Origin of the sequence: Streptomyces botrytidirepellens (assembly GCF_003721215.1) — a bacterium.
GTDB lineage: Bacteria > Actinomycetota > Actinomycetes > Streptomycetales > Streptomycetaceae > Streptomyces > Streptomyces himastatinicus.
In genome coordinates this window covers 1-18062 of the sequence record NZ_RIBZ01000031.1, presented here as the reverse complement: position 1 = coordinate 18062, position 18062 = coordinate 1, and the positions used below count along the sequence as shown (strand labels likewise).

At 70.2% G+C, this 18062-nt stretch carries 12 protein-coding genes; 3 read left to right on the top strand and 9 right to left on the bottom strand.

Going from position 1 to position 18062, the window contains the following annotated elements:
• Positions 1 to 41: 41 nt before the first annotated feature.
• Positions 42 to 1478, top strand: coding sequence for a MobF family relaxase (gene mobF / locus EEJ42_RS02095; RefSeq protein WP_184502894.1), 1437 nt, complete (start codon positions 42 to 44; stop codon positions 1476 to 1478).
• A gap of 85 nt (positions 1479 to 1563) precedes the next feature.
• Here the strand turns inward: mobF and EEJ42_RS02090 are convergent, their stop codons facing one another.
• From EEJ42_RS02090 to EEJ42_RS02075, 4 genes are all read right to left on the bottom strand, one after another.
• The gene (locus EEJ42_RS02090) at positions 1564 to 1902 is read right to left on the bottom strand and encodes a hypothetical protein (RefSeq protein ID WP_123098325.1); all 339 of its coding nucleotides are present in this window, start codon (positions 1900 to 1902) and stop codon (positions 1564 to 1566) included.
• 246 nt (positions 1903 to 2148) lie between these two features.
• On the bottom strand, positions 2149 to 3696 hold the full coding sequence (locus EEJ42_RS02085; protein ID WP_123098324.1) for a hypothetical protein: 1548 nt from the start codon (positions 3694 to 3696) through the stop codon (positions 2149 to 2151).
• Between the two features lie 10 nt (positions 3697 to 3706).
• Positions 3707 to 4372 carry a hypothetical protein gene (locus EEJ42_RS02080; RefSeq protein ID WP_148081817.1) on the bottom strand — a complete coding sequence of 222 codons (666 nt, stop codon included), beginning with the start codon at positions 4370 to 4372 and terminating at the stop codon, positions 3707 to 3709.
• A 299-nt stretch (positions 4373 to 4671) separates the two neighbouring features.
• Complete coding sequence (locus EEJ42_RS02075; protein WP_123098322.1) at positions 4672 to 5211, bottom strand: radical SAM protein; 540 nt, start codon at positions 5209 to 5211, stop codon at positions 4672 to 4674.
• Positions 5212 to 5476: 265 nt separating this feature from the next.
• On the opposite strand from EEJ42_RS02075, the gene EEJ42_RS02070 reads away from it, so the two are divergent.
• Positions 5477 to 6763 (top strand): hypothetical protein, encoded by a 1287-nt coding sequence (locus EEJ42_RS02070; RefSeq protein WP_123098321.1) that lies wholly within the window; start codon positions 5477 to 5479, stop codon positions 6761 to 6763.
• 738 nt (positions 6764 to 7501) lie between these two features.
• Here EEJ42_RS02070 and EEJ42_RS02065 read toward each other — a convergent pair.
• The 5 genes from EEJ42_RS02065 to EEJ42_RS02045 all read right to left on the bottom strand — a co-directional run bounded on the left by EEJ42_RS02065 (position 7502) and on the right by EEJ42_RS02045 (position 16378).
• Positions 7502 to 10165: a TOTE conflict system archaeo-eukaryotic primase domain-containing protein gene (locus tag EEJ42_RS02065; RefSeq protein ID WP_184502893.1), complete on the bottom strand. Its 2664-nt coding sequence runs from the start codon at positions 10163 to 10165 to the stop codon at positions 7502 to 7504.
• Between the two features lie 555 nt (positions 10166 to 10720).
• The gene (locus EEJ42_RS02060; RefSeq protein WP_246095963.1) at positions 10721 to 12061 is read right to left on the bottom strand and encodes an XRE family transcriptional regulator; all 1341 of its coding nucleotides are present in this window, start codon (positions 12059 to 12061) and stop codon (positions 10721 to 10723) included.
• An 800-nt stretch (positions 12062 to 12861) separates the two neighbouring features.
• Positions 12862 to 13257: a fic family toxin-antitoxin system, toxin component gene (locus EEJ42_RS02055; RefSeq protein ID WP_123098319.1), complete on the bottom strand. Its 396-nt coding sequence runs from the start codon at positions 13255 to 13257 to the stop codon at positions 12862 to 12864.
• Complete coding sequence (locus tag EEJ42_RS02050; protein ID WP_123098318.1) at positions 13254 to 13499, bottom strand: hypothetical protein; 246 nt, start codon at positions 13497 to 13499, stop codon at positions 13254 to 13256. Before EEJ42_RS02050 ends, EEJ42_RS02055 begins: the two co-directional genes overlap by 4 nt.
• 185 nt (positions 13500 to 13684) lie before the next feature.
• The gene (locus EEJ42_RS02045) at positions 13685 to 16378 is read right to left on the bottom strand and encodes a DEAD/DEAH box helicase family protein (RefSeq protein ID WP_184502892.1); all 2694 of its coding nucleotides are present in this window, start codon (positions 16376 to 16378) and stop codon (positions 13685 to 13687) included.
• 171 nt (positions 16379 to 16549) lie between these two features.
• On the opposite strand from EEJ42_RS02045, the gene EEJ42_RS02040 reads away from it, so the two are divergent.
• Positions 16550 to 17122 (top strand): hypothetical protein, encoded by a 573-nt coding sequence (locus EEJ42_RS02040; RefSeq protein WP_123098316.1) that lies wholly within the window; start codon positions 16550 to 16552, stop codon positions 17120 to 17122.
• Positions 17123 to 18062 lie beyond the last annotated feature (940 nt).

The window sequence follows — 18062 nt, the reverse complement described above, 5'->3', positions numbered from 1 at the left end:
TGCTCTTCGGGCCGTGGCCGAGGCGGTGTCTTCTGGGCATCATGCTGGACATCACGAGAGCCGGGCCGGGCTCCTGGCGCCTGTATGTCGACCGGGCGGGACGCGAAGAAGAACTGGCGGTCCCCGGCCTGTGGATGGGCCGGGGACTTGCCGCCATGGGCCTTCACCCTGGTGATGCCGTGACCGAGCGGCAGGCGGAGCTGCTCTTCGGCAAGGGCAGGCATCCGAACGCGGATCAGATCGAGGCCGCCCTCACACAAGCCGGTCGGGACGCGGAGACGGTCCGGCAGGCGACGCTGCTGGGCCGGCCGGTCGACCATATCGCCCGGCCGCTCCTCGCCGTCGCCCTGGAGTTCCGTGCCGCGCCGACCGTCCATCTGCTGTGGGCCCTGGGCGATGAGCAGACCCGTGCCACCATCGAGGACGCCCAGACCATCGCCCGCAACCGGACGATCGCCTGGATCGAGGACGCGGTGGCGCAGGTGCGGTGGGGGAACGGCGGACGGCACCGGGCCGCAGCGGATGCCCTGGTGGTTGCGGTGTTCCGGCAGTTCGACAACGCCCGGGGTGCACCGCTGCTCACCGATCACGCGCTGGTGTCCGTCAAGGTCCGGCGCCCCGACGGGAAGTGGGGAAACCTTCATTCCGCGGAGCTGTTCCGGTACGCGGTCGCGGCCGGGACGCTCTTCTCGCTGCTGCTCATGGAAGAGATCACCGAGCGGCTGGGGGTCACCTGGGAGCCCCGGGAGGTCACTGCGGGCTCGCGCCCCGTGTGGGAGATCGCCGGTATCCCGCATGAACTGATCTCATGGAAGTCCAGCCGCCGTCAGGAGATCGCCCACTACACCGACGGGCTCATCACCTGGTACGAGGCCAAGCACGGACACCCCCCGGGCGAGCGCGCCCGCCACGCGCTGGCTCGCTGGGCGGCCGAAGACACAGGACCCGACAAGCACACCCCGCTTCCCCTGTCGGTGCTGCGCCACCACTGGCGCCGGTCGACGGCCGGCCTCCTGGGATCCGAGAGCCTGCTTCGACTGGCCCAGGACGCTGCTGAGGAGACGTGCAGGCCGGTGCGGTCGCGGATCGACGTCGGCCTGGCGGCCGTCGAGGTCACCGCGATCGTCGGCACGATGCGCGGCGAATTCGGCCGCCAGCACCTCCTGGCCGAGGCACGCCGCTACCTTGCCGCAACCCTGCGCGGCCACCGCCACACACCTGGCACGGACGAGGACATCGTGGCCGAGGCACTGGCCCGGTACTGCACCCCGGCAGGCAGCGCGGCGGGTACCTGGACCGCTGACTGGACCGTCCTCTACCCGGACCACAGCGACGACAGCACAAAAGCCCCGGAGCGCTGGCCGGCATCCGCCAGCCGCTATCAGCGGGCCCAGATCACCGCGCGGATCCGAACGGACAGGCTGCGCACCGTCCGCCGCCTGCCTCTCCCGCCCCTCACGACACCTTCGGACGGCTGAGCCGGGCGACCGAAGACCACGCACTGGCGCAGGGCGAGCCCGGCGCCCGCCCGAGCAGAGTGCCCCACCCCGGGACCTTCGGGCCTCAGCACCCGCCTCGATCACCGTCGTGGGTGTCTGCAGGGGTGTCGGTATCTGTCATCTGCCGTAGGACGTACCAGAGGCGGTCGGCGCTCCCCGGCGGCCACGCGGAGCGCAACTGGCCGGTTGCGGGGTCGAGTTCGCCGCGCCACTGGGCGTACCAGGAGGCCGGGTCGTTGGGCCAGACGGGGCCGTGAGCGCAGGGTACGGCCAGGATGGGGTCCAGGTCCGTGGGGTGGCCGAGCGTCTCGAGCCGGCCGGTCACCGCCCGCAGCGGCCCCCACACCCGGGTCTGCGTGACCAGGCCGGCGGGAACGTCGCTCCAGCGCTCGTACGAAGGCACGGGCCGGGGCGAGGCTGCGGCGGAAGAGCTGCTTGGCCACCACCGCGACGCGGGACTCCTCGTCGGCCATGCGCTCGCCAGGTTGTGGGTCTTCCAGAACTGGCCGCGCGTCGCACGTGCCGGGCCACCGGACTCATCCCCATCCCGGCACGATGGGCGCCTCGCTCAGCACTGGTGCTTGAGGTAACTGCGGGGTGGGGGAGTTGACCTCCCGGCGACGAGGCTGCCTGCGAGCCTGGTTCCGGGTCATGGGCCGATCTTGCGGAGGATGTGGACGATGTCGCGGCGCAGGAAGGGGGCTCCGGCCGGGCCTTTGACGAATTCGAGGATGGTGATGTCCTCGTGGTTGCAGTTGTTCTCGGCGTGGCCGGCCGGGTTCATGCAGTGGGAGCGGCTGTGTTCCTGGACGGTCCATCGGTGCTGGTAGTTGATGGTGGTCCGCTGGTGTGGGAGCGCAGCCTGCGGCTGGTCGGGGGAGGGGGCGGCGCGGCCGCGGATGGTCACCAGGTGCACGGTGCCGTCGTCCTCGATCCCGCGCCGCCGATCGGCGCGGGTCTTGGAGGGCTTGCGTTCAACTGTGGTGGTCTCTGTCAGGGGTTTGCCGATGCGTTCTTGGGTGATCAGGTCCCAGCAGGCGATCACGGCGCGCGCGGCGTGGGGGAGCTGGCCTTCGTTGGCCGTCTGGGCGAGGATGTTGCCGGCGTGGACGAGGTAGGGCTGGTGCGGCTCCATGGGTGGCTGGGGGCGGTCTCCGGGCTCGCCGTCGTCTGCGGACTCCTCATAGAGCGTGATCCACCAGTGGGCCTCACTGGGAGATTTCGACTCGCTGAGGGTGCCGTCCTCGGCGACCTGCCACCAGCCGTCCTCCCACTCACTGGGATCCCACCGGCCCCAGGAAGCGGCCACGATCTCGCCACGTGGCCCGCCACTCTGCCCGGGCAAGGACAACGGCATGGGCTCGGTGAAGAGCAGGAAACCGAATGGTGCGGGGACGCGGTGGGCACTGATCGGCGCGGTGCGGGGCCGGGCGGCCTTGCGGGCGGCCACCTGGCACATGTCCGGGTCCACAACGTACAGTCGGGCCTTCGCCAGACGCTGGAGCTCGTAGTCGGTTAGCAGATCGCCAGCCAGGCCGGGGCTGTCCGTGCGGGGGATAAGCCGGACCACACCCTCCTCGGCCATCTGGGCGCGCTCCCAGCGGGTTTCCGGGTCATCCAGGTAGGCTATGAGCTTGCGACGGATGTCGGGCAGTTGTCGCGGATCGGGCGGCCAGGGCCTCGGTCGCCACCCCGGACGCTCACGCTCCTCCAGCCAGGCCAGCATCGCCGCGTCTGGCTCTGGCGGATCGAACTGCCGAAGCCAACTGACGCTGCCGTCTCCCTGGGTGACGCACAGGCCGGCAAGCAGTTGCGCCCACGACGCGATCCGCTCGGGCTGGTCCTCATCGAGATGGATCTCGCCCAGCGGTGCGCCCTGCAGATCCAAGATCGTGGCGTGCGTGGTGGCCGAGGCCGCTGCCTGCCGCCCGTACCGGCGCTCGATCCACGCGATCGCCTCCGGTACCGCCGTCTCCGGAACCCAGGCCCGTACCGCGACCAGCCAGCACATGAGCATCCACATGGTCTGGCGGAACGCCGCCACCTCGGATGCGCTGTCACCGTTCAGGGAGATGGCATGCCGGGTGGACTGGCCAAGCCCTTGGAACTCGTTGCGCTCCAGGTGCGCCTCGACGAGTGCCTCGCATGCCTGCGCCAGTCCGTCCAGTGGGGGCATCGCGCCTTGGTCGCGGTCCACCCTTCGCTCCTTATCGGATGACACGGGCGGTGAGCGTGTCCAGGTCCTCGCCCGCGTATGTCGCCCAGAACTGGCAGGTGACGCCGAGGGCCAACACGCTGCCGTGCAGGACGTTGAAGCCGCCGTGCTGCCGGGTGAGCGACATCACCGAGCTGAGCGCCCGGCCCTTTCGGGCGAGCGGGAACACATCCCCGGCCGGCCGCGCCCCCGGCCAGCGCGCCGGGACGATCCGCGGGGCGCGCACGGCCAAGCCCTTCGGCACCTGCGGGTCACGCTCGGTCAGCCACCCGTCCAGCAGCCCCAGGGCCATCCCGGTACACCCGGCCACGGTCGCAGGCGACTGCTCGCTCACCTCCGGCTCCACGGCGCTCAGCAGACTCCGGAGGACCGCAGGGTGGTTGGCGGCGATGGCCAGTGTCGCTTTGCGCAACACCTCGGCGGCGGCCTCCCGCTGTTCTCCCACGGCCGTGAACTGCATCATGTTGTAGCGCTCAAGGGCACGATCGAGCGCCGCCTGCAGCTCGGCGAGGGGGACCGGGGGACTGTCTTCAGTGATGCCGTCCTCGGCCAGGAGCGGCGCCAGCTTGGCCCACATTTCATCGGCCATCCCGAAGCGGCGCTGGATGCTGGGCTCGGGGACGGTAGGCCCTTGATGTCGACGGCGCGTGCTGCTCATCCACATATCCTCGCAGCTCGCACGGGGCCGCGAAGCCTGTTCAATGGAAATAGCCATCCGGACGAGCGAGTGTGTGGTAGGGTCCGCACTTCGCCCACAGCACCTGGCTCGCCGTCGCTCGCCGTCAGCGGTGCAACTCTTCACGGCATCTGTGCTCGGCCGTGGGCGACGGATCGCCACGTGCACCAGCGGTTGACCGCTCCACTTGGTATATGCGCATCGCCGCGCGGCTGGGGCGTGGACATCTCCGGTATTGATGGTCTGCATGTGGTTGTCAGTGATTGATCTTCATCGTGGTGTCAGTGGAAAGACCGGCGTGAGCAGGGCAGGGGTACTGACGCTCTCGGCCGATCACGGGTGTCACCAGTGACGAAAGGCCCGGTCAACATTGCGCAGACCATCAGCCGGGCGTCATTCCTCCTCCCGGCCGTCAGCCAGAAATCTGTGCCAGCTCCACTGTGGTACGTCGTCGCCAGTCGCACGTTGGGGTGCTCGAACAGCCGCAAGTGCTCGACGCGGATCCGGACCAGATTGCTGTAGGCCCGGACGCGGAGACCGGCCCCGACCGCCCGCTGCAGCATCCGGGCGAACGCCGGGTGCAGGGTGGGCTCGCCTCCGATCAGCTGGATCTCCTCTGCGCCGAGGCTGGCGGCTTCATCGATGGTCCGGTTCCAGTCGTCCTCGGTCATGCTGCCGTGGTTCCGCGTCGGCCCGGACTCGGCGTAGCAGATGGTCGGGCAGGTGAGTTGACAGCGGTTGGTGATCTCCAGCGACAGGAACCGCAGCGTGGTGGGGGCCTCTGGAGCAATCGTCGTGACGCGATCGTAGCCGCGGGCCATCAACCCGTCTGCTGTTGTGGCGACTTGGTTCCCGGTGGATAGCCGGGCAATAGGCGGCCCGTCCCGTTTCCCGCTTCCGCAGCCGCTGCTCTTCCACTGGACCAGCCCGTCCGTCCCGCGAGACGGCCCCCTGGCACTGCATGCTTCCCACACGTCGAGGCAGCAACGCACGAGCTGCAGCTCGCCCCCTTCCGCACGCCTACGCTCTGCGTAGATCCCGTTCGCGTCGATCAAGCGGCCAAGGCCGGTGACAGGAGGCCCCGTGATGCTGAGCCCGAGCGAGCTTGAGCACAGTGCCGTGAAGGAATGCGTCGACGCACTCGTTGACAGCCGGGGAGGTCTCCTCCTGTACGGCCACGGCCTCGCCGGCCGCGAGGCCCTCGTCGCGGCAGGCGCACAGCTCGCCACCACAGTCGGCCTGCCCCTGACCCTCGTTGACGCCGAGGCACTGCGGGACCACACCGCCGCCTTCCTGGAACAGCTCGGTACGCCACACCACACCTTCCTGTCTCCCGCAGAGGCCGCCCACTGGCCGACCGGCTACACCCCCAACGCGGTACTGGCCGTCCACGCCGACGCCCTCCTCGACCCGGCCGTGGAGGAGCCCCTGCTCGCCGCAGCCCGCGAGGCGAACCGTTCCGGGCACCTGCTCGTCGCACGGCGCCCCAACGGCGCCAGCCTCCTGGACGCGCACACGGCACAGACCCACCACCTGATCGCCAGCCCGATGACCACCCAGACAGAGGCCGCCACAGGCACCCGGGCCCGGTACGAACCAGGCCCCGCGAACGACAGGGCGGCCCGGCGCGACTACAGCCCGGAGTCCCCGCTGCTCCGAGACCTACAGTCCCCCTGGAGGACCCAGGCGGCAGTAGCGGCTCTCCGCCCTCCCCCGCCCAATCCCTTCTACGAGCAGGCCGCCGACTGGGAGGAGTGGGCCCAGACCTTCATGGACGCAGCCACACTCCGACCGAACCAGACGGGCGAGGAAACGATCCAGGGCCTCCAGCGGTTCTTCACGGACCTGCAGACGCGCCAAGCCGCGGAGACGGCACCGTCCCGCCCCGAACAGCCGGGTGTCACCAGCGCCCCGTCCGCGCCCCTCGCGGACACCTCTCGTACGCCAGCAGGAAGCCCGCCTTCGGCCGAGAGGCACGAAGGCCCGCAGCAGCGCCCGTCTCCGACGGTACTGGCCTTCGAACACGGCCCGACTCACGAGCTGGGCCAGCAGACGTCCGAAGAGACACCGGATACCAGCAGCGCGGAAACCGACGTCATCTCCTTCGAGGAACTGCAGGCCGTGCTCGAAGACCCCGACTTTTTCCGAAGAGCGCAGCAGCAGGCAGAACGCATGCAAGCGGACTCTCTGGCCCGCCTGGAGGAGGCAGCGGCCGCCCTCAAGCGCCTCTGGCAGGACAGCAGGCCGGATGGATCCGCGGAGCAACACGCCCCCAGCTCTCAGCGAAGAGAACATGACCCCGTGCGGCGACACGCGACCAGCCAGGACCAGACCACGACTCACCAGTCGCCCCGACAGCACCCCGGCCGCTAGACCCGCCTCTAGAGACCCGGCGCAGCCCCCACCCGTGGAGTTGCCTCCTTCACGGGTGCCACGTGCTGCCTCGCCGGCCCCTCTGGACACCCTGCTGCGCCTGGCCCGCTCCTGCTGCCATACATCACCACGCCGTCCCGGGCCGGGGCGGCGGCGGACAGCCGCTCGGCGAATCCCGCGTGCCCGGCGCCGGTGGTAGCCGCCCGGGCGCCGGACCTCGCCGCGCAGCACCTCGGCCGCGTCCCGGACCCGGCCCCACCCCGCCACCTGTTCCGGGCCCCCAGCGGCCTGTTGACAATCCCGCGCCCTGAGCGCGGACCGTCCGTCAACGTCCTCACAGCCCGCCCGCTGACCGCGACCACACCAACCCTCCTGACGACACCGCGACCGGGACAGGCCCCTACCCGGAACAAGATCCCTTGGGTCTTGCCGCACGGCCGGGGCTGGTCTCCGGTGTATCGCATGTCGGCGCCCCCACTGTCCGCCGGGGGCCGGTGTGCCGCGCCGGTGGGCGCCGAGTTCGGTCCGCGTCCCCCCACGCGGGAGGGCACAGCGGTGGGCGGTTGCATCCCGGGTGAGGAGCGTGTCGAGGGAGCGTTTGTTCTCCAGTCCGGCCAGCGTGCGGCGGATACTCCGCCGGAGTCGGCGAGTTGGGCCAGCAACCGGTCGCGCGCGGTCCTTCGCCACACCAGTTCGGTACGCAGAGCAGCGAGGTCTGGTTCGCCGGGCGGCGTTGGATCAGCTGACTGGCTGTGCCGAGGCGTGAGCCGAGTACCAGGCATTCCAGATCTCGCCGCGGAGTCGGCCCCGTGGTGGCACATCCATACCCTGGTCTCTGGCCCACTGCCGTACCTCGGCCACGGCTGGTGTGGCTGTCGAAGGCGCGTGAGCCGGCCCCCGCCCACGGGCGGGAACGGCTGCGCGAGGAGCTGTCTGCGGGAGTGTTTCGGGGGAGGCGGTGGTGAAGCCGCGGCGTTCGAGAATGCGGCGGCGCTTGTGGTGCATGCGCTCCAGCCAGGGCACGTCGGCGTCGAGGTAGTCGTGGGCCTCGACATGGGACTTCTTCGTCTCGGCGCTGCGCATGATCCGTCCGACTTGCTGGATGACACGCCCTTTGAACGAGATGGGGCTGGTAAGGAAGAGAGTGTCGAGTCGTGGGGCGTCGAAGCCCTCGCCAGCGAGTTTGTCGATGGCCAGCAGCACCAGCGGGGTGGTGGTCTCGTCGTCCAGGATGGTGCGGACGCGTGCGCGCTCGGCCGGTGGCATGCCGCCGTGCAGCAGCAGCGGTTCGATGCTGTGCGCGGCCAGGGCGGTGGCCAACTGGTGGAGGTGCCCGACCCGGTTGGTCAGGGCCAGGCTGCACCGTCCGCGGCGGGCGGCGTCGGCGATGTCGGCGGCAATCTGAGTGTTGCGATCGGAATCCGCGGTGAGTTCGGTGTAGATGGCCTGGAGGGAGGCGCCGTCCTTGCCGGGCTCGTCGGTGCTGAACGAGGTGGAGTGGACGATGAGGTGCTTGGCGAAGGCGCTGGTGTCGGCGATCTCGTGCCGGATGGGCCCGCACTGCATGGTGATCAGCGGGTCCATCTGATCGGCCCGGTAAGGCGTGGCCGACAGGCCGGTCCACCGCTCGACGCGGGCCTTGCGGATCGCGGCTTCGGCACCCTGTGCTCCCACGGCGTGGCACTCGTCGACGACGACGAGCCCGTAGCCGTCCAGCAGACCGTCGGGGGCGTCGCGGTGGCTGAGCGTCTGGAGCATGACCAGGTCGACCACGTGGCTGCGGCGGTCCTTGCCCGCGCCCAGGGACCCGACCCGGCCCTCGCCGAGTTCGAGGAACGTATCCAGGCGGTCCTGCCACTGGGACAGCAGCTCGGAGCGGTTGACAATAATCGCCGTAGGCATCCCATGGTGAGCGATCAGTGCGCAGGCCATGACCGTCTTTCCGGATCCCGGTGGTGCCACGAGCACTCCGCTGCTGTGGTCCTTTACCGCGTCGACCGCCTGGCGCTGCACGCCGGTCAGCTCGCCGGTGAAGCGGGCGCTGATCGGCGCGAGGCCTGGGAAATCACTGGTGATCGTGAGCGTACCGCCGGCTGCGGCGATGAGCTGGGCGGCCTCGTCGCACAGACCGCGCGGCAGCTTCAGCCAGTCCGGATCAGTGGCGTCGAAGGAGCAGACCAGGCGAGGGGTGTCCCAGGTCGAATACCGTTGGCTCTGGCGGCGGTAGAACTCCGGGTTGTGGAACGACGCCGCATGCTTGAGCGCGGCGAGCAACGACGACGACAGACCCTTGGTGGAGACCGCGAGCATCGCCGACAGCCTCGCCTCAACGATGGCGGGCGCCTTGCCCAGAGCCCGACGTCGGGGCTTGGGCGGCAGGACCGGCGCGGTCGCCGACGGGCCCGCGGCGACCTCGCCGAGCTTGTCGACGAGCTCGGCGACCTGGGCCGGGGAAAGCCGCTCGGCCCGGGACAGGTACGCGAACTGATCCGGATACGGTTGCCAGGTCTGCGGGTCGCAGAAGACCGTGGTTCCCTTCAGCCGCGCCACGCCCTGCAGCGGCAGCGCGATCAGGTTGCCGAACCGGGCATTGCCCCTGGCGTTCGACGGCAGCAGGTCTTGAGCGGGGAAGAGCCGGTCGTAGCTGGATAGCGTCATCCGCCCGCGGCTGTCGATCGCCTGGCGCAGCAGGGCCATCCCCAGCGCGCGGGCGGTGGTCGCGGCAACGGGGCCGGTGAAGAAGGTCCACACGTGCGCCCCGGTTCCGGAGCGGGAGATCTCCACCACGGCGGGGACCCCCGCCTCGTGGCAGGCACCTGCGTAGGCACAGGCGTCGCCGCGCCAGTCGCTGCCGTCCTTGCCGTCGAAGTCGACTGCCAGGAATCGGCAGGTGTCATCGGCCAGCAGCGGGTACAGCCCAAGATGGGTCTCTCGCCGTCCCGGCTCGGGACGGGAGAGGTGGTGGTAGACCACCTGATCGGTCAGTGGCCAGAACACCCGCTCGGTCTCGTTCTTGTTCTTGGCGAAGGGGTTGTCCTCGGCAGGGCTCCAGCCCGTCCGTCCCGTTCTCGTACTCACCCACCGGGTGGCGTAGACATCCTCGCGGCCGGTGAACAGCGCCCGGAACAGGGCAATTTTCGCCTCTGTACCGGAAGAGGTGTCGGCGTACGGCAGCCTGCAGTGGCCTTCGGCGAGGGCTGGCACGCCAGGTTCGGGGACCGGGGGCAGGGCCTGTGCCTGGCCGTCGGCGGATGGGCCCAGGCGGGCGCGCAGGTGCGTGTTCTCCGCGCGCAACGCGGTGAGCGCGGTGTGCAGTTCCGCGTTCTCCTCCAGTGCCACGGCGAGCCGGATACGCAGTTCGGTCGGGTCGTTGCAGACGTGCCAGTCCTCCACGCGGTCCATGATCTGGGTGCGTGTCCGCGGCGGGATTCTTTTCAGCCGAAAGCCACTCCACACAGTGACCCTGCGCCGACATCCTGCACCAGGACATCGCGGTGTGGATGGCCGCATTGCCCGACCTGGCCGGGCCCGGCTGGGCCGGGACACGATCCGGGCCCAGCTTCTGACCGGCGGGGAGACCACCAGCGCCGGGCGCTGCCCCGGCTCAGGGACTGAATGCCTTGTGGCGGCAGGGCGCGCAGCACCTCCCGACGGCAAACCCGCCGCTGACAAGGCCCGGGCGAGCCCTCGCGCCGAGTCTTCCGGTATGGCGCCAGGGTGCGCCTTGGTCCGAGTGGCCAGCGGCCGATACACACCCACGCCCATGCCGTGAACCCTGATCACCCGTGTGGAGGGCTGGAGGTGCGGCATGGCGACTCGGACCCGTACGGTCGCGGTGCCCGTCCTGACCGGAGGCGGAGCTGGCGGTCCCGCGCCCGGTCGCACGTTGCGCGGGACTGCCCCGGGCTCCGGGGGACTGCCCGCCCTGGCGTCTTCGAACCCAAGGTGTCGGGTGATTCAGAACTGGTCGGCCCGCATGGGAACGAGCTCGGCGACTTCGAACACGTCTGTCTCGGGATGCAGCTCGAGGTACCGGGCAAGAACCTGGGCGTGCGCCTGGTCGGCGAACAGGTCGCGGGCGACCGCGTCGTCCGTGAGCCCGATCATGGCCAGGTGCGCGGCGGCGTGGAGGGCGTCCTGCTTGCTGGGGTAGGCCCAGGTGCTCAGCGAGCGGTTTTGCTGGCTTCGGTGAAGAAGCACCCACCGGCCGCCGGCGTCCGTCACCGGCGCGTCGAGGAGGGCCCGGCACGAGGGGCACCAGGCGGCGTGGGCCGCGACCCGCTGTTCGGGCCGGACCCAGCCGACAGGCTGCTGCGCATGCGACACGGCGGGAGCCGGCCGCGAGGACAGAGGCTGCGGCGCGGCGACGAGCAGCGCGGGGACCTGATAAGCGGTCCGGCTCTGGGTCCGCTTGAGCGGATGGTGCGGGGGACGCCACAGCACCGGCGGCCATGCCTCGGCGAGCGAGCGGTGGTGGACGTAGATCGCAGGGTGGCTGCCGTCCGCCAGAGCGCCGCTGCCCGGGATCCGCTCCTCGCCGGGCGGCAGCGGCAGCAGCCATCCGCCGGTGTCCTTGAGCCAAGGCTGCCCGCAGGCATCACACCAGTGCACCGCGGCGCCCTGCTCGGCCGCACTCCCGTACCAGTCCGGCTCCTCCGGGCCCAGACTGCCCCGCGTCATCATGGTCGGCTTCTCGCATGGGCAGGAACGGAAGCGGTACAGCTGAACATCCGGCTCATCGTCCCGCCGGGCGTCCAGCCACCCCGGGTGAATCCCCAGTGCCGCAGCCAGCGCCCGCCGCTCGGCCTCGCCGGGCCGGGACCGGCCCGCAGCCCAGTGCCCGAGCTGGTGCGCACCGACACCGATCGCGCGCCCCAGACCGGCCCCGCTCTTCGCGGTCGCGTCCTGCAACAGCCTCAGACGCCGGGAGAAGGGAGAGAGACCGAGCAACGCCCACACCGGATGATCGGCCCGGTCGACGTACCCCCAGTCCCCCTCCCATACGTCATGGTGATCGTTGTAGACGGCCGCATGCTCGCGCAGCACCCCGGTCAGCCACCGGCGCACACAGGCATCGTCCGCCCACTGCCCGGCCGTCGCCTTCCGCGCTGCGGCTTCGGCGTTCTCCACCAGCACCAAGTCCTCGTGCATGGTGAACACATGCTGCTCGATGACCAGCAGCGCCCGGGCGGCGATGACACGCCGCGCCGGATCCACACCGGCCCCGCTCAGTACGCCCGACAGCACATCGACGGCCCGCAGCACGGGCCGCTCCTGCGCCTTGCCCCAGCTGCCCACTGGCTCTGATGGTCTGCATGTGGTTGTCAGTGATTGATCTTCATCGTGGTGTCAGTGGAAAGACCGGCGTGAGCAGGGCAGGGGTACTGACGCTCTCGGCCGATCACGGGTGTCACCAGTGACGAAAGGCCCGGTCAACATTGCGCAGACCATCAACCAGCGGCGAGGGCCGTGGCGATGCGGGGACGGCCCACGCCCCAGGGCGCCCGTCAGCGACGGGCCTCAGCGACGGGCCTCAGCGGCGGCCTTGCGCTCGTGAATCGAATGCGGGCGCGCCCGCATTCGGCGCCGCGGTGTCTGGGCGGGTCGGCGCTGACGACGCGTCCAGGACCTCTCGGCACCGCCTCCGAGCACCTGGCCGCACTCAACGAGGCACTCAGGGCGCTCAACGCCGTGAATCAGAGCACCACGAGGGGCGTCTTCGCCCAGGCCGCTGCCGATCCGACCCACACGCTGGAGTACGAGAAAATCCGGCAGTTACGAAGACCACCGCGATCCGGAAGAAAGCCCTACACACTCCCACAGACCGACTTCCGGTGCCGAGAGTCCGCGCTACGGGTGACGAAAGCGCACATCACATCAGATTCCCACAGACCATCACAGCGTGCGGGCGAGTCCGCGAGCGGATGCGAGGACCTGCCGCCATGTGTCGTCGGTCGAGTGCGGGGCCAGTGCCTCTGCCGTGGCCGAAGGCCCGCTGCGGGTTAGCGAGCTCGTTGCCGCTGACGAAGACGACCCCGTCGGCTTGGGCACCCATCTGCGATGCAAAGGACCCGTAGTGATCAGCGTGGGGGCTGTTGTCAGACGGGGGGCCAGGATCGCAGGAGGACGCTGATGCTCTCGGCGGTGCATGCGGAGTGCTGGAGGTGGGCGTGGAGTTCGCGTACATCGTCTTTGCCCGGTCGGGACGGTACGCCGTGGAGATCGAGGAAGCCGCTTGTGACGGCGATGGCGACGGCGAAGTTGCCGCGTTCGAGCCACCGCAGGCGGCCGAGGGTGTGGCACAGGGCTGCTGCCCGCATGTAGACACCCCCGTACACCGCGGTGTCCAGAGCGCGGGCGTAGGCACGGGCCAGGGCTGCCACGGGTACCCCGTAGTCGTCGGCCTGCGCGTCGCCGTAGCGGGCAGTGGCCTTCTCGGCGACGCGCAGTACCCATGCCAGGGAGACCTGCGGGTCCTCGTGCTCGTTGCTCACGCGGCGGCTGCCCCCTGCCGCCCCTCGTCGGTCTCCTCGAGCTCGTCGAAGAGGTCCGCGTGCTCGTCGAGGACGCCGAATGCCACGTCCATGAACCGGGCCCGGGCGCCGGAGGTGTCCTCGGTGACGAGAGTCGCCAGGTACGCGCCCAAGGTCAGATTCCGGTCGGCGGCGGCACGGCGGGCCAGGTCGCCCGTGCCGGTCGGCACTTTCGCGTTGAGCTGCTCACTGTCTGTACGCATAGCGTCAGGATAGCCGAGGATATCCTGTGAGGGCAGCGCTTCCTGTGCCGTGACCGTCGTCAGCGCGATCGTGGGCTTCCGGGCCAGTCCGACATCTCGTCTGCGCAGCCGCACATTCCAGCCGACCTGCCTTACGTTCTCCAGGCGTTTCAGCAGGTCAAAGCCACGAAACCGCCTTATGATCCTTACGTTTCGGCTGGCTGCGTTGCAGACTTCCCAGGCTCGGGTGCGGCCCAGGGCAGTCCGAGTCCGGCGAACACGGCCTTCAGTTCGGGCGGGTAGCCGGGGAAGGCGTCGCGCATGGTGTAGAGGCGTTTGCGGAGCTGGATCTCGCGGCCGCCGATGAGGGGACGGTAGGAGTCGGCGACGGTGATCCGCCCGGCGGAGTCGGTGAGAGGACCGACCTCGGCGAGGTGCTGACGGGCGGCGTCGGCGAGTTCCTGGGCGCGCTCGGCGCGGCCGCGCCGCTGGGTGGGCACGGCCGTGGTGCTGATGCGGGTATCGCCGGTGGCCGGGCCCATCCGCAGTGCCTTGAGCGCCTGGCGCCGCGGCTCGTGGAGTTCCTTCCACTTCACGTGCTGTCCGCGCAGCCACCGCCCGAGGTCACCGCCCCGGTACAGGCGTGGTCCGCGCAGGAGCTCGGCCCGCTGTCCGCCTTCGGCCTTGAACAGCTGCAGGCGGGCGAGCTGGCGGTGGAAGGCGGCGCTCCACGGTGCCACCTCCTTCGGCGGGAGCCGCCAGGCGCCGATGGCGTCAAGCTGCTGCAGATCCTTGCCCGCCTCAAGGAAGGGCGCGATGAGGTCCAGCCGGATCTGCTCCAGACCCGCGTCATGGGTGCCCGGGCGGCGGCGCTCGATCAGCATGGCGCTGATGGGGATCTCCTCGCCGCCAAGATCGATGGTCTCGTCCTTGTGGGGCAGGAGGTGACCGTGGAGGGCGGCGTAGGCGCGCGAGGCGGCCAGGAACAGGGCGCGGCCGTCCGCGCGAGGGTCCCACTCGAAGCCCAGGCCAGCGAGGTAGTCGATGTCGTCGGGGTGGATGCGCGGTCCGCGCCGCAGCCACTCCGCACGGGCCTCCTCGACATCGCCCCCCAGCTGCTCCGTCAGCTGGACCAGATCCGTCTTGTCGGCGCGCGCCCGCCGCCGCAGCTTGTCCAACTCGACCGCGAGCATCAGCCCGCTCTCTTCCCAGTCCGCAGGCACGACCAGGTGGCCGTTGGCCTCACGGAACGCGGTGGCGGCCTCCACAACCCGCAGCATCTCAGCCTCGGACGGGTCGTTGACCACCTTGAACCGCAGCCAGTCCACCACGGCCCGCACCGACCGCTCGCGGGTAAGGACCACCATCTCCGCGCGTTCCTTGGCACGCTGCTGGATCCGTTCCTGGCGCTCGGCATCGGTGACGGCCGGCCTCGTGCGGCTGGTGGACTCCCCCGAGGAGGAAGGCCCGCCGTCGGGCTCGTAGGACTCCACCGCCCGCAGCATATTGGTCACCGGGTCCCAGTCCGAACTCTGCCCGATCTCGTCACCCGCAGGGCCTTCGAGGTGGAGCACGGGCACGATGATGTTCGCAACCTTCTCCGGGTTGTCCCGGTCGAACCTCACGGCGCGCCCGGCGATCTGCAGCAGCTCATGCAGCATCGAGCGCGGCTCGACCAGGGCGACCGCGTCCACCCGCGGCACGTCGATGCCCTCGCTGAGCACCCGCACCGAGCACACGACAACCAGGTCGACCTCGTTGCCGTCCAGGTCGGTGCCGTTCTCCAGGGCCTCCAGCGCCTTCGCCCGCTCCTTGGCCGGGCTGTGCTCGTGCAGGGCGACCGCGAACACCCGCTGCGGGGCGGTGGTGCCCTGCGCGTTAAGCAGCCAGGACTGCTCCGGCATCGTCTCGGCCGCCGCCATCGCCCCGGCGACGGTGCTGTGATAGGTCAGCAGCCTGCGGCAGCCGTACCGCCCCGCCGCCCGCAGCGTCGCCCCCGTCGCCGAGGCCAGCAGCTCGGCCTGCACCTCCGGGTGCGCGGGCCCCAGCCGCGCCGCCATCTCCCGCAGCCGTTCCTCGTCCACCTCGGCGACCACGACCTGGCTGTGCGCCAGCTTCCCCCGCCGCTGCGCCTCGCCCAGCCCCATCTGGTACACGACCGGCCCGTGGACCTTCTCCGACATCCGCACGGCTGGCGTCATCACCAGCTGGCCCCGCGCGTCCCGCTTCATCATGCTCGGCAGCCGCGGCGTGGCGGTCATTGCCAGACGGCACGAAGCCGGCACCAGCCGATTGGAGTTGATCCGCCCCCATACCTTGGAGAACTCGGTGTGGTGCGCCTCGTCCTTCACCAGCAGGTCCCACGCGGGCAGCGGTGCCACGCCGTCCTCGGCGAGACTCAGCCGGTGCGCCTTGATGACGGTTCCCACGCTCGCGTACGTGATCAGCACCGTGTACGGCAGCCCGGCCTGCCTGAACCGGTGCACGTGCGCGGCCAGCTGCCGGGGACTGGTCGTCACCCAGACGTCCTCGTCCTCCCGCCCCACCAGCCGGGCGTCCCGGTCGCCGTAGACCGCGATCACCGGCCCCTGCCACCCGTACGCCCGCAGCTCCTCGTAGGTCTGCTCCAGCAGGCCCCGCGTGGGCACCGCGAACAGCATCCCGCCCGCGGGCGCCACCTCGTCGCGGACCATGAACCCGATCCGCGTCTTGCCCAAGCCGGGCGCCAGATGGATCTGTGCCAGGAACCGGCGCCGCCGCGACCCCGGCCGAGGAGTGAACGCCCGCACCGCCGCCGCTACCGCCTCCGGCTGGTGGTCGTACAGCCACGCACACTCATCCACCGCGCCCCGCGCGGCCTCGGCCACCGAACGTGGGCTCCCCGCTACCGTCTGGCTCACTGGTTTCCTCCTGACGCCCGCGACGCCGCAGGCTCTCCGCGCCATCGCGGCGCCCTGTGCTCGAAGTACTCGAACCCCGTTGCCCGCTCAGGCCAGCGGCCGGGCCACTTGCCCAACCTCGCTTCGAAACGCGGGACGTTGTCACCTGCCCGCGCCGATAGGCTCACCCGCATGACGTCACCCTTCGGGCCTGCAGCCGACCGCGCCCAGCGCGACAAAGACGCCTATTTCGGCCTCATTGCCCGCCACAGCGCCACTCTCTACGCCGCCGCCGAACACAACGACGTCGACGCCGTCTTCCAGGTCCTCGCCGACCTGTACAGCAGCCTCAGCACGCCGATGACCGGCGCGGCCGACATCACCCACCACCTGCTCGTCGCCGCCCACGAAGACGCACCCGCCCACCTGCGCACCCCCACGGGCGCCTTCGACCTGAACCGGGTCGTCAGCAGCGACCAGCCGGACGCACTCGCAGTGATCGACATCGCCGCCCGCCTCGGCGAGACCAGCCTCACCAGGGCAGAAGAGCACCTCGTCGAGGCGCAACAGGCCCTCGACGCCTGCCAGGAGGCGCTGGCCCACCTCGCCTCCGACGGCGACGAGATCACCCGCAAACACACCGCCGTCACCACCATCTGGACCCTGCGCGACCACCCGCACGCAGCCGCCGTTGCCCTCCTCTACGCATGGGCCGCACTGCGCGCCATGCACCAACCCACACCCCCGGCCCACACCCCCGGCTGACACCCCCGGCGGGAACCGCACGACCCGCCACCGCCGCGCATCCCCCAACACCGCAGGAACGACAGCACCCGAGCCACGCCCGCGGGGGATGGGCACCGAAACCCCGGACACCCACCTCCCGAAAACTCTGCAACCAGGCAAAACACCCAGAACAGAACATTCCGCCACAAGGTGAAAAATCCGGCCAGCACCCCGGCACACCCCCATCAGCTGCGCTCCCCGCCCTCAGCCACCTGCGCACGAGCGATCAACAACGCACCGCGCGCCGCATTGGGCACACACCCAGGCTCCCCACACGTGTCACACTCCGGCAACTCCGCCGCCGAGCACCACTCATCGGCACGCTCCCGCAACAGCGCCTGGCGCTCCAGGAACCCAGCCACCTCGCACCGCAACGCACCGCCCAGCTCCCGCAGCTGCGCCGCCGCGATTCTCATCTCGCTGACCTCACGCCGCACCCGGGCGATCCGGGCCCCCTGACGCCGGTTCTCCTCGGCGGTGTAGGGACCTCCGCCCTGTGCCAGTCCACCCGCCGATTCCGGGTGCCGCCGGTCAACGCGTCCATGTCCGTCATGGCGTCCCGACACCCCCTCCCTGCGGAGTCGGCCCGGACGGCCGGGCGCTGCGCACGACGGCGGGGAGCCGCCGGAAAGATGTACCGGCGCTTGCAATGAACTTATGTAACGCCACAAAGCGCGGTACAGAATTGTCTGTCGCCGGACTTCTGCAACGCCCGAGTCGCGCAACGCTCCGGTCGGCGCGTGCCTCAGTCCGAGAACCATGCCCACAAGGAGCCTCCCCTGCCGAAGCGATCGCCGACCAAGCAAGATCGGAAGTGCGGGACTTTCTGTAGGGGTGGGGGATGCGATACCCGGTCACCCATCTCTTTGATTTCCCGACAAGGATACCTGCCCGAGGCACTCCGAGACCAGCCGACGCG